This is a genomic window from Mesorhizobium sp. IMUNJ 23232 (assembly GCF_044326205.1).
GTDB lineage: Bacteria > Pseudomonadota > Alphaproteobacteria > Rhizobiales > Rhizobiaceae > Kumtagia.
In genome coordinates this window covers 65,685-79,450 of sequence record NZ_JBIRCY010000013.1, presented here as the reverse complement: position 1 = coordinate 79,450, position 13,766 = coordinate 65,685, and the positions used below count along the sequence as shown (strand labels likewise).

The following is a 13,766-nucleotide window of genomic DNA, read 5'->3' as shown; positions in this document are numbered from 1 at the left end:
GATCTGGTTTGGACACTGGCCGTGCTTTGGCGGGGCGGCGGTGTGCGGAGGTGCGATGAGAGTGGGGGCCAGGCTAGCGAAGCTCGCGGGCGTTTCGGCGCTCGCGTTGACGGCGTCCGCGCTTTTCGGTCTTCCGGCTTTCGCAGAGTGCCAGGCGACGGCCACTGTAACGGCGGTCGGCACAAACGTCTTCGCCACCGACCTGGTTACGGTCGCCTGCGGCCCCACCGTGTCGGTAGAGCACTCCCTATTCGACACTGGGCATGCAGCCGGCGTCGCCGGCTCCGACCCTCCAACCTTCTACCTCGAGTATGACGGCTCGGGTGGCGACATTCTCAATATCACCGGCGGCACGATCCAAGACGCTCCGGGCAACAATCCGCCGCCCGTCATCAACATCTATCCCGGAGCGACCCTCAACGGCCCCACGCCGTTCCTGCAGACGCTGGCCGGCGGCGACACGGTCACCGTGTCGGGCGGCACTGTGGTCGGAGTACTCGACACCGGCGCCGACGTTGACGATGTGACGATCGGCGGCGGCACGCTCGGTGGCGTGCAGCTTGGCATCGGCGCCGACCAGTTCACTATGACCGACGGCCTTCTGAACGAAATCCCCGGCCTGGCGGACGGTTTCGTCGATGGTGGCGCGGGCAACGACGTCATCGACTTTTCCGGCGGCGTCGCGGAGGGTGGGCTTGACGGCGGCGACGGCGACGACGCGATCACCGTATCGGGCGGCACGGTAGGCGGTGGCGCAACCGCCGACGATTCCGTCATTGGCGGGGCCGGAAACGACGCGATCACGGTCACCGGCGGCGAAATTCTCGGCTCCGTCTTCGGCGACGACGCCGGGGTGGCGCAAGGCAACGACACGATCGACATTTCCGGCGGCACAATCGGCGGCTCGGTATTTGCGGGCGGCGGGAACGATGCGGTCACGGTTTCCGGGGCCGCCGACATCGGCGTCGCCGCCGGCCAGGACGATTCCGTCGGGCTGGAGGATGGCGACGACACCTTCACCATGACCGGCGGCACGCTGGCAGGCGCCGTAAGCGGTGGGGCCGGCGTCGATACGCTCGCCCTGTCCGGCGGGCAGGTCGGCGGGTTCGTGGCCGGCGGCGCCGGCAACGACACCATCGGCGTGTCGGGCACGGTCGACATCGTCGGCCACGTCACGGCGGAAGACGGCGACGACGTGGTGACCATAAGCGGCGGCGCGGTCGGCACGTTCGTCGATTTGGGCGCCGGCGATGATTCCGTGGAAGTAAGCGCCGGAACCGTTCAGCAATTCGTCTACGGCAACGACGGCAACGACACCATGACCTTCTCCGGCGGCTCGGTATCGGGCGACGTCGGCGGCGGCGCGGGCAACGACGATGTGGTGGTCGACGGCGGCGCGATCGGTGGCTCGATCCTCACCGACGATGCCGGAGGCCCGCAGGGCGACGACACGGTCGCGGTCTCCAGCGGTTCGGTGGATGGCTCGGTCGTCACCGGCGGCGGCGCCGACGCGGTGACGGTGTCGGGCACAGGAACCGTTGGCGTTGCTGCGGGCTCGACGGATTCGGTGGCGCTGGGTGACGGCGACGACGGATATACCATGACCGGTGGCACGCTGGCTGGCGGCGGCAGCGGTGGCGCGGGCAACGACACGTTCGATCTCTCGGGCGGAACGATCGGCGGCTCGGTCGCGGGCGACGGCGGCGATGATGTCATCGACGTTTCCGGAACGATTGATATCGCCGGCGACGTGTCCGGCGGGGCAGGGATCGATGCGGTGACGATCGATGGCGGCGCGATCGGCGGTGGGGTCGATCTGGGCGCCGAGAACGATACGCTGGCCATGACCGGCGGCTCCGTGGCGCTCAACGTCGGAGGCGGCGCCGGTGACGATGCGTTGACGCTGAGCGGCGGTACGGTGACCGGCAATGTTAACGGCGGCGCGGGCACCGATACTGTTGCGGTATCGGGCGCGGCTGACATCGGCGGATCGGTTTCGGGCGAAGACGGGGACGACGATATCACTGTTTCCGGCGGTACGATCGACGGCGATGTCGATGGCGGCGCGGGTGCGGATTCAGTTGCCGTAAACGGCGGCGCAATCGCCGGTTCGATCCTCGGCAATGCCGGCGTGGACACGGTTTTGGTCAATGCCGGCGCGATCGGCGGCGCGATCGACCTCGGCAGCGAAAACGATGCTCTTACAATGACCGGCGGCTCGGTTGCGCTGGATGTAAGCGGCGGTGGCGGGGAGGACGCCCTGGGACTGACTGGTGGCGCGGTAGCGGGCAATGTCGGCGGCGCGGCGGGCGCGGATACGATCGCCATTTCCGGCACGGCCGACATCGGCGGATCGGTTTCCGGCGAGGATGGCGATGACGACGTCACCGTGGCCGGTGGCACGATAGGGGCTGACGTTGCTGGTGGAGCCGGCGCCGACTCGGTCGCCGTCAACGGCGGCGCAATCGCCGGTTCGGTCCTCGGCGATGCGGGCGCGGACACGGTCGTTCTCGGTGGCGGAACGGTTGGCGGCGCGATCGATCTTGGCAGTGAGAACGACACGTTGACGATGACAGGTGGCTCGATTGCGTTGGACGTCACCGGCGGCGACGGCGACGACACGCTCAACCTGAGCGACGGTTCTGTTGACGGTAGTGTTCACGGCGGCACGGGCGCTGATACGATCGGGATATCCGGCACCGTCGACATTGGCGGTTCGGTCTCCGGCGATGACGGCGATGATGAAATCACCGTCGCCGGCGGCACGATCGCAGGCCATCTCACGGGTGGAGCCGGCGTCGACACGGTGGCCATCAGCGGCGGTGCGATCGGCGGCTCGGTCGACCTCGGCACCGAGGACGACTCGCTGGCCATGAACGGTGGCTCCGTGGCGGCTAACGTGAGTGGCGGCGCCGGCAATGATTCCTTGACTTTCAGTGGCGGCACCGTCGCGGGGGTTGTCGTGGGTGAGGGCGGCGACGATGTCATAACCGTCTCCGGCACGGCGAATATCACCGGTGATGTCGCCGGCAATGAGGGTGTCGACACCGTCGCCATCAGCGGCGGCGCAATAGGCGATTCCGTGAATCTCGGCGATGACGACGACACGCTGACGGTGACCGGCGGCTTCGTCGCTCAGCATCTAAGAGGCGGCGCCGGCAATGATTCCGTGACGCTGACCGGCGGCACGGTCGCCGGGGCCATAGTCGGCAACGATGGCAATGACTCCATCAATATTTCCGGCCTGGCGGATATCGGCGGTACGGTCGCCGGCCATGCCGGCGCTGATACGATTGCAATTGACGGCGTGAACATCGGTGGCTCGGTCAACCTTGGCGAGGACAACGACACTCTGGTGATGACCGACGCCTCTGTCGGCGTGAGCGTCCGAGGCGGCGCCGGCAACGATTCGATGACGCTGAGCGGCGGCACGATTGCAGGGGCCGTGGTCGGCAACGATGGTGACGATGCCATCAACGTTTCGGGCGTAGTCATCGGTGGGACCGTCGCCGGCCATGCCGGCGCCGATAGAATTGCGATTGACGGCGGGACCATTGGCGGCTCGGTCAATCTTGGCGAGGACGACGACACCCTGGTCATGACCGACGTCTCTGTCGGCGAGAGCGTCAGAGGCGGCGCCGGTAACGATTCCATGACGCTGAGCGGAGGCACGATTGCTGGGGCCGTGGTCGGCAGCGACGGCAACGACGCCATCAATATTTCCGGCGCGGTGGACATCGGCGGCACGGTTGCCGGCAACGAAGGCACCGATACGGTGGCGATCGACGGCGGGACGATCGGCGGGTCGGTCGATCTCGGCACCGAGGATGACACGCTGGCCATGACAGGCGGCTCCGTCGGCCAGAGCGTCAGAGGTGGCGCCGGCAACGATTCCATGACGCTGAGCGGCGGCACGATCGACGGGGCGGTGGTCGGCAATGATGGGGATGACGCCATCACTCTTTCCGGCGCAGCCGTTGCCGGGAACGTCGCCGGCAATGCCGGCAATGACACAGTGACCGTCAGAGGCAGCACTATCGGCGGCGCGGTCGATCTCGGCGGCGGCGCGGATGTGGTGGCGGTCAATGCCGGGACCATCGGCGGAGACGTCGATGGCGGCGACGACGACGACACGATGTCGTTTGCCGGTGGTACTGTCCAGGGCTCGGCTGCGGGCGGAGCCGGCAATGACGGCATCACCGTTTCCGGCGGCGCTGCCATCAATCAATCTGTCTTGGGCGGCGCCGGCGACGACCAGATCGCGGTCAATGGCGGAGCTGTCGCCGGTTCCGTTCTCGGCGAAGGCGGTATCGATACGGTGATCGTCAACGGCGGCACGATCGGCGGCGCGGTCGATCTTGGCGCCGGCGCCGACATTTTGACCGTCGACGCCGGGACGGTCGCCGGTAATGTCGCAGGCGGCGACGGCGGCGACGAGATGTCTTTCGCCGGGGGGGCCGTTCAGGGTCAGGTCGACGCCGGCGCGGGCGACGATCAGGTCGCGGTTTCCGGCAATGCGGCGCTGAACCAGTCCGTGTCGGGCGGCGACGGTGACGATGAGGTCGCCGTCAGCGGCGGCACGATCTCCGGCGCCGTTACCGGCGGCACCGGCGAGGATATAGTGACCGTGACCGGCGGCACCATCGAAGGCGGCATCGTGGCCGAGACCGTCACGTTGAATGGCGGCACGATCGGCGGCGACATCACCGGTCTGTCCGGCAATACGCTCACCATCGAGGCGTCAAATCTTTCGTTGCGCGACGGTGTGCTGTTCCAGGGTGCGGATGTTGTCGGCACCATTACCGGCACGAACCTCGCCGGTGCGGGAGGCGCGCAAAGCCAGACATTCTCCGGCTTCGAAAGCCTGACCGTGAACGGCGCCTCGACGCTGGGTTTCGCCGCCGGCACCCAGCAGATCGACGCGCTGTCGGTGCTGGCCGGCTCGACGGTTTTCGTCTCGGGCCAGGTCAATTTGAATTCGCAGGCAGGCGGTTCGGGTAACATCAGCGTGGCGAATGCCACCATCGACATGGCCAATGGCGATCCGACGGATGTCTTCAATGTCGGCGACATCGCCCTCGACGGCGCTACGATTGCCATCGATGTCAACGCCCAGCAGGGCGTTTCGGACCTGATCAACGCTGCCGGCACCTTCACCTCCGCCGGCGCCAACACGGTCTTCGTCAACCTGCTCGGCACGCCGCAGCTCGCCATCTCCAGCGTGATTGCGATCGCGCCGGTGGCCGGCGAGATTGCGCCCACCGGCGGGGACGCCTCGCCCTTGTTCACCGTCGCCGGCATTCCCTCGACGCCGGGCGATCTGTTCACCTACGACGTGATCACCGGCGCCGATGGCGGGCTCTACCTGCTGGTTTCGCCGATCGATCCGTCGGCGCCGTTGCTGCCACGCGTCGCGGTCGATTCGCAACCAATCGAGACAGTGACCGCGGCGGTCTACGACATATTGAACGACAGCGTGCTGACCAATTTCGGACTGCTGATCAGCGCCAACCGGGCTGATGCCGCGCCCGGTTTCGGCATCTATGCGTCCGGCCAGGCGGCGCGGGTCAATCATGACGGCTTCAGCATTTCGGGCGGCGGTTTCTCGGGCGCGGACGGGCCGTCCTTCACCGCCGATGATTTCTCGCTTGCCGCCAGCGTGGAACTCAACGCAGCGGAATATTTCGGGCTCGACAAGTCGATCGGCCTGGATGTCGGCGTTTTCGGTGGTTATACGACCTCGTCGGTTGATCTGGATTCCACCAACCTGTTCTCCGATCTCGGCGACGGCGAGAACCGGAGCTGGATGCTCGGCGGCTATGGTCTCTACCGAAGCGGCACCAGCTACGGCTTGGTCTCGGCCACTGGTTTCTTCGGCAACACGGATCTGAACAACGGTGTTCTGAACTCGACCGGCAGCTACGACACGGCCGGCGTGGCGGTGACGGGAAGCGTTGGCCACGTCTACCAGATCAACGACAACCTTCGCTTCGACCTGCGTGGCGGCCTGATGGGCGTGGCTTTTGAGGGCGATTCCTTCGAGGACAGCCAGGGCGTCAATTTCGGCAAGTCCAATATCTCCTTCGGCGCTATCAAGTTCGAGCCAGGCATCTTCGGCCTTTATCCGCTCGAAAACGGCAAGGTGTTCAGCCCTTATCTGCGGCTCGACCTGCAGCAGCGTTTCGCCTACCGCAACGACAGCAGCGTCCAGGACGTCGAGTTCGATTTCGACGACGCCGATTTCTCTAGCGCGATCGCTGGCGGATTCAACTACCAGTTGTCGAAGGTCACGACGATGAGTGCGGAAGTTCGCGGCAAATTCTCCGAGGACAGCAGCACCTATGCCGGCAAGATCGGCTTGAAGGCGAGATTCTGACCATGTCCATGCGACGGAATGACGGGCGGTGCACCACCGCGCGGACGGCTTTGCTGGCGGTATGCGCGATGGGTTTCATCGCCGTGCAGCCGTCGCTTGCGCAGGAGGCTGCCGGTACGCCGCCCGCGCCGACCTGGACGATCAACTGTTCGGGGGACGCCAGCCAGGCCAAGCTGGCATGCACGCTGACCCAGACCTTGATCATGAAGGACAAGGGCCAGCGCGTCCTGACGGCGGTGGTGACCAACAATGACGGCAAGCCCTTGCTCAATCTCGGCCTGCCGCACGGGCTCAATCTGTCCAAGGGCGTGGACATCTGGATCGACGAGGCTGCACGGCAGAATTTTCCGATCGTCACCGCCGACCAGAAGGGCAGCTATGCGATCATCGCGCTGAAAGACACGTTCATCAACGCGATGAAACAGGGCAAGTTACTGAACGTCGCCGTCACGGCATTCGCCGGTAACGAAATCATCCTTCAACTGTCGCTGAACGGATTCTCGGCGGGCTTCGCCCGGCTCTAAGCGGCGCAATTTCCGCCATAATGCTGCGTTCCGATGCAGCGCGGGTTGGCTTTGTCCGTTTGGGTGGCGGGCGACACGATGGCGGGATTGGTTTCAGGCTTTAGCTGCGCGCTGGGCGGCGGGTATCGGATGGACCGTGAAGAACGGTTTTCATTGCAGGCGCATTGCTTTAGCATTCGTCCGCAATTGCATGATCATAGCTTGCCGATGACAAGGCAATCGGAGACCGGCTGCGACGATGTCATGGTATAGCAAGGTTGCCTGGTCTGAAGGGCTGTTTCTTCGCCAGCATCATTTCCAGCAGAACGACCGTTATTTCGAACGGCTGCTGGAAAACCGCGTCCGGCAGCTTGGTGCCTATCCCTGGGGTTTCGCGCAGATCGAGATCGACCGCGATCTCGCCCAGCAGAACAAGTTCGCATTGAGGCGCGCCAGCGGCATCTTCCAGGACGGCACGCCCTTCGACATGCCGGGTTCCAGCCCGCTGCCACCGCCGATCGACGTGCCCGCCGGGGTCGACAAGCAGATCGTCTGGCTGGTGCTTCCGGCGGCGGTCGTCAACGGCCGCGAGGTCGACATGGTGGAGGGGACCTCCGGCAGCCGCTATGTGCGCGACCTGGAGACGGTGATCGATTCCTCGTCCGGCATGCATGTCGAGCAGGAGATCGAGGTCGCCCATCCGCGCGCCACCTTCGAGGTGCGCAAGACACCGAAGCCGGGCGCCAATTGCCTGCGCGTCGCGCGCATCCTGGAAGTGCGCGACAAGACCATCATCTTCGACGAGACTTTTGCGCCGCCGGTGATCGCCACGCAAGCGCATCCGGTCGTCGCCGGCTGGATCGAGCGGGTTATCGGCTGGATGGACACCAAGCTGGAGACCTTGTCGCGCTACGCCGCCGATCCGAGTTCGGGCGGCGGCTTGCAGACCTTCGACTACTTCATGTTGCAGATGCTGAACCGCGAGATCAATGTTGTGAAGCACATGCGTGCCTCGCAGTTCGTCCATCCGGTCGAGTTCTACAAGGAGCTTCTGCGGATTTCCGGCGAACTCTGGACCTTTTCTGCCAAGCGCCTAGCTCCGGAATACGCCGACTACGACCAGGATTCGCTGGACACGGTGTTCGAGCCAGTTCTGTCCGACATCCAGCGGCTGCTCAGCCTCGATATCGGCCGCGCCATCCGCCTCAACCTGGTCGAGAAGGCGCCGAATGCGTTCGTGGCGACCGTGCCGGACCGGGCGCTGTTCCGCAACGCCACATTCGTCGTCGAGGTGGCCGCCAGCAAGCCGCTGTCGCAGGTGCAGCAGCAGTTTCCGGCTTTGTGCAAGGTCGGGCCGAACACCAAGATGAACGAGATCGTGCAAACGCATCTGCCGGGCATCGAGCTTGTGCACATGCCGACGCCGCCGCGCCAGATCCGCGCGGTGTCCGACCACGTCTACTTCTACCTCGATAAATCGTCGGCCCTGTGGCCCGAATTCAGCGTAGCGAGCGGCATGGGCCTGCATTTTGCCGGCGACTGGCCTGGCCTCGTGCTCGATCTCTGGGCGATCGTGGAAGAGAGGAGATGAGCGGCAAGGACGACCCATTCGGCTCTGGCGGCAAGACGGTCATCCGTCCGAATCCGGCTGGCCGCGTGCGTCCTTTGCCCGGACCGCCGGCGGGCACTCCCGATTCCGGCGGGCCGCCGCAGCCGTCCAATGCAACGATCGCCGGCGCGCCGACGCCCGGAGTGCCGCCGCAATCGCCATTCGGCGTGCCGTCTTCGCAGCCGCCGGCCTATGCGCCTCCATCGTCGCCTTACGGGGCTCCGCGCCCGCCCTCTCCCGCGCCGAACCCATCACCCTATTCGCCGATGCCGGCGCAGAATGACGCCGCGCGCTACGGCATGCCCAGCGGTGACGACTGGATGCATTCCGGCCGCGGCAGCGTGTTCTTTCCCAATGCGGCTGAGCAGCCGCAGGCGCCGTCCGCCCCGCGCGAAAAAATACCGCTGGAAGTCGCGCTCAACGCCCGCGACGGCGGCGAATATTCGGCGTCGAACCCGATAACGGCGGCCGCCGCGCCCCTGCTGATCCTGCTCGGGCGGCTGCGGCTGATGATCGTCGACATGCAGGCCGTGCCGCTGATGACGCATGTCGCACAGGAGATCCGCGATTTCGAGAAGAAGGCCGGCGAGTCGGGGGCTTCGCCCGAGGACGTCATGGTCGCCAAATACGCGCTCTGCGGCACCGCCGACGACATCGTCCAGAACCTGCCGGGCACCGACCGGCATGTCTGGATGCAGTATTCGATGCTGGCGCAGTTCTTCCAGGTGCGCACCTCCGGCGTCGGCTTCTTCGAGGAGTTGAAGAAGATCCTCGCCAACCCGGCGCCCCGCTACAATCTGCTCGAACTGATGCATGCCTGCCTGTCGCTCGGCTTCGAGGGCCAGTACCGCGGCGCGGCCGGCGGCGACGTGCAGTTGCAGCGCTGGCGGCGCGATGTCTATCAGACGCTGCGCAGCCTGCGAACGCGCAGCGACGACGACATCTCGCCGCGCTGGCAGGGCATGGTCAAGCTGATGCGCAATGCCGGAGCGTTGATCCCGCTCTGGGTCATCGCCGGTGTCGCCGGTGCTGCGCTGGTCGGTGTTTATTTCCTGCTGCGTTTCATTATCAGCGCCGACGGCGACGGCCTTGCCGCCAGGCTGATCGCGCTGAACCCGTCCGAGGCGGTGACGATCGAGCGCGCCGCCTTCGCGCCGATGCCCGATCTGCCGGTCAGCAGCACGCAGCTCGAACGCATCCGCGCCGCCCTGAAGGACGACATTGCCGCCGGCGGCCTTGCCGTTGAGCCGGTGGGTGACAAGATCGTCGTCCAGGTCAACAATTTGCTGCTGTTCGCATCGGGCCGCGCCGATGTGCGCAAGGAGTTTGCGCCGATCGCCGAGCGGATCGCCGGGGCGCTGGACAAGGAGCCCGGGCCGATCCACGTTCTCGGCCATACGGACAACATAAAGCCGAAGCCGTCCAGCGCTTTCAAGTCGAATTTCGACCTGTCCGTGGCGCGCGCCAAGGCTGTCGAGAAGATCATCGGCCCGAAGCTCTCCGACCCGTCCCGCGTCAGCGTCGAGGGCCGCGGCGAGGACGAGCCGATCGCCGACAACAAGACGCCCGACGGCCGTGCGAAGAACCGGCGGGTGGAAGTCATGATCCCGAAGGCGGAGGAGTAGACGTGCCGGCGGGGTTTGGACGAGGCGCGGCGGGCGCATGAAAAAGTGGATCCTCAGGATCGCGATTGCAGTCGGCCTCGTGGCCTTCGCCGCGATCGTCTGGTTCGTCGGCCCGCTGATCGGCTACGAGGACATCCGTCCGTTCGATCCGGTCTGGGTCCGCCTGCTGATCATCCTTGTCGTATTCGCCATCGTCGGCGGCTTCTACAGCATCCGCTGGTGGCTGAGGCGCAGGGCGGCAAGGAAGCTTGAAGCGGCGCTCGCCGAAAGCGAGGGCAAGCAGGGCGACGGCAAGGTTCTCGGTGAGCGCATGACCGAGGCGCTGGAGACGCTGAAGCGCGCCAGCGGCAAGCGCAACTACCTTCATGACCTGCCCTGGTACATCATCATCGGCCCGCCCGGCGCCGGCAAGACCACGGCGCTGGTTAATTCGGGTCTGAAGTTCCCGCTTGCCGGCGCTGATGGCGGCAAGGCGGTGGCCGGTACCGGCGGCACGCGTTACTGCGACTGGTGGTTTGCCGAGGAGGCGGTGCTTATCGACACCGCCGGCCGTTATACGACGCAGGACTCCGACAGCGAGGTCGACAAGAAGAGCTGGCTGTCCTTCCTGGCGCTGCTCAAGGCACAGCGCGCCAAGCAGCCGATCAACGGCGTCATCCTGGCGATCAGCGTCGAGGACCTGCTGAAGCTCGACGGACAACAGCTCGCCGAACACACGACCGCGATCCGCAAGCGCCTGCTCGAGCTTCACCAGGAACTCAAGATCGATTTCCCGGTCTACGCCCTGTTCACCAAGGCCGACCTGATCGCCGGCTTCGCCGAGTATTTCGGCAATTTCACCGAATCCCGCCGCCGAAAAGTCTGGGGCGCCACCTTCCAGACCGAGGACCGCAAGAAGAACATGGTCGGCGAGGTGCCGGGCGAGTTCGACCCGCTCGTCCGCCGCTTGACCGAAGAGGTCGCCGACCGGTTGCACGAGGAGCCCGATCCGATCGCGCGCATCGCGATCTTCGGTTTCCCGGCGCAGTTTGCGCTGCTGAAAGATCGTGTCGCCGACTTCCTGAACCGCATCTTCGAGCCGACGCGGTATCAGGTGAACGCCAATCTGCGCGGCTTCTATTTCTCCTCCGGCACGCAGGAGGGAACGCCGATCGACCAGGTTCTGGGTTCGATCGGCCGCAGTTTCGGCGAGACGGCCCATGCGTCGCAATTGTCCGGGCAGGGCAAGAGCTTCTTCCTGCGCGACCTGCTGACCAAGGTGATCTTCGCCGAGGCCGGCTGGGTGTCGCGCGACATGGGCGCGGTGCGCCGGGCCGCTATCCTGCGCTATGGCGCGCTCGCGGCGATAGGCATTGTCGCGGTCGGATTGCTCAGCGCCTGGGGCATCAGCTTCGCCAGCAACAAGTCATTGATCGCGTCCACCGACAGCGCCGCCGAGCAATATCGCGTCAATGCAGCCGGCTACATGAAAAGCAACACCGTTGCCGACATCGAGCTTTCCAACGTCGCCGGCGTGCTCGACATTTTGCGCACCATGCCGGTCGGCTACGACAACCGCGACCAGTCAACGCCGATGCGCGAAAGCTTTGGCCTCGCGCAGCGCGGCCGGCTGGTTTCGGCGACGGAGACGACCTATCGCCAGGCGCTGGAGCGCATGTTCCGCTCGCGTCTCATCCTGCGGCTGGAGCGCCAGATCGAGGCCGGCATGAACGATCCGTTGGTGCTCTACGAGACTCTCAAAGTATACCTGATGCTCGGCGGCAAGGCGCCGAAGGTCGACGACGATCTGGTCGTGACCTGGATGCGCAAGGATTGGGAGGAGAACCTCTATCCCGGTCCCAACAACCGAAGCCTGCGCGAGGATCTGGTGCAGCACCTGCGGGCGATGCTCGATCTGGGTTCCAGCCACAAGCCGACCTTCGACCTCAATGGCCCACTGGTCGAATCCGCGCAACGCTCGCTGGCGCGCATGAACATGGCCGACCGTGCCTATGCGCTGATCAAGACGGCGTCCTATTCGGCGCCCATCGAGAATTTCTCGGTCATCGACCGCGGCGGGCCGGATGCGGCCCTCGTCTTCGAGACAGTCGACGGCACCGAACTCGACAAGCTGGTCGTGCCTGGCCTCTACACCTATGCCGGCTTCCAGGACTTCTTCATTCCCCAGCTCGCCGCCGTCGCCGACAAGATCGAGGGCGAGAAATGGGTGATGGGCGAACTCGCTGAGCAGAAAGGCATCGAGGAGCAGTTCGGCCAGCTCGGACCCGTGCTGATCGAGCGCTACGGCAAGGATTTCGTCGACGCCTGGAATGCCGTGCTCGACAATCTCAAGCTGAAGTCGATGTCGGCCGACAAGCCGCAATATGTGGCGCTCTCCGCGGCATCGTCGCCCAATTCGCCGTTGCGGCAGTTCTTCGAGGCCGTAGCCCTGGAAACGCAGCTTACGCGCGAGCCGGCGGAGGGTGAATTGGCCGGCGACCTGCCGGCTGGCCTCCCGACGGTCAGCGCGGACGCAGCCGATGCGGCACAGACCATCGCCAAATACGCCGCCGACCGCGCCGCGGCCCGCGCCACCGGTCTGGCGCGCATCGGTATCGAGCTGGCGATGAAGAAGTCGCAAAGCCGGGCAGGGGACACATTCGCGGGCAATCCTTCCGCCCGCCAGATTCCGGGCGCCAACATCGAGGCGCAGTTCCGGCCCTTCCACGAACTGGTCAAGGGCGACCCCGGCAAGCGGCCGATCGATGCGTTGATCCAGAATTTCTACGAGGTCTATCAAAGCCTTGTGCTGGCCGCGACCAACCCGTCGCAGGCCGACCGCGCCAACGCCAACATGCAGATGCAGGTAGTGAACCTGCGCGCCAACGCGTCCCGCCTGCCGCGTCCCGTTGCCCGCATGGTGAATGCCGCTGTGGATGATTTCGAGGGCGACGCCGCTGGCAATTCGCTGGCGCAGCTCAACCAGATGCTGAACAGCACGGTGACGCGCGCTTGTGACTCCGTCATTTCCAACCGCTATCCCTTTGCCAAGGACAGCGAGCGCGACGTGCAGATGCAGGATTTTGCACGCATCTTCGCGCCGAACGGCGTCATTGACCGCTTCTTTGCGCAGAACCTCGCGCCGCTTGCGGATATGTCCGGAAAGGACTGGGTGTGGAAGGAAGATACAAGGCTCGGCCGTGAACTGTCCAAGACCACGCTCAAGGATTTCCAGCGCGCCGCCGAAATCCGTGATGCCTTCTTTTCGCAAGGCGGCGTCATGCCGGCCGTTGCCCTGACGATCACACCGTTCTCGCTGAACGGCGAGGCGGATATGGCGCTCATGAACGTCAACGGCCAGATCGTGCAGAGCCAGCAGGTGGGCGGCCTGCCGGTCTCCATGCAATGGCCGGGCAGCATGGCAGGCGGCACGGTGAGCGTCACGCTGACGCCGGAAATCCCCGGCCGCGTCTCCGCAGTCCTCACCGAAGGGCCGTGGGCCTTCATGCGGCTGCTGGAATATGGATCGGTATCGCAGACGTCGGACGGGATGCGGGCGCGCTTCGTCATCGGCGGCCGTGACGTCGCCTATACGATCCAGGTCGGCTCGGCGACCAATCCGTTCTTCCTGCCGGCGCTGACGCAGTTCGCCTGTCCGGCGGGGATCTGACGCG

At 65.4% G+C, this 13,766-nt stretch carries 5 protein-coding genes; all 5 read left to right on the top strand.

Features of this window, described 5'->3' with window-relative positions; translation table 11 throughout:
* Window positions 1-55 precede the first annotated feature (55 nt).
* The 5 genes from ACH196_RS12135 (at window position 56) to tssM (ending at window position 13,762) form a co-directional block, all read left to right on the top strand.
* Window positions 56-6,376: a hypothetical protein gene (locus tag ACH196_RS12135; protein WP_396647156.1), complete on the top strand. Its 6,321-nt coding sequence runs from the start codon at window positions 56-58 to the stop codon at window positions 6,374-6,376.
* 2 nt (window positions 6,377-6,378) lie between these two features.
* Window positions 6,379-6,900 carry an invasion associated locus B family protein gene (locus tag ACH196_RS12130; protein WP_396647155.1) on the top strand — a complete coding sequence of 174 codons (522 nt, stop codon included), beginning with the start codon at window positions 6,379-6,381 and terminating at the stop codon, window positions 6,898-6,900.
* Window positions 6,901-7,138: 238 nt separating this feature from the next.
* Window positions 7,139-8,470: a type VI secretion system baseplate subunit TssK gene (tssK, locus tag ACH196_RS12125; protein WP_396647154.1), complete on the top strand. Its 1,332-nt coding sequence runs from the start codon at window positions 7,139-7,141 to the stop codon at window positions 8,468-8,470.
* The gene (tssL, locus tag ACH196_RS12120) at window positions 8,467-10,113 is read left to right on the top strand and encodes a type VI secretion system protein TssL, long form (RefSeq protein WP_396647153.1); all 1,647 of its coding nucleotides are present in this window, start codon (window positions 8,467-8,469) and stop codon (window positions 10,111-10,113) included. The genes tssK and tssL overlap by 4 nt, the downstream gene beginning before the upstream one ends.
* A gap of 37 nt (window positions 10,114-10,150) precedes the next feature.
* Window positions 10,151-13,762 carry a type VI secretion system membrane subunit TssM gene (gene tssM, locus ACH196_RS12115; protein WP_396647152.1) on the top strand — a complete coding sequence of 1,204 codons (3,612 nt, stop codon included), beginning with the start codon at window positions 10,151-10,153 and terminating at the stop codon, window positions 13,760-13,762.
* Window positions 13,763-13,766: the final 4 nt, after the last annotated feature.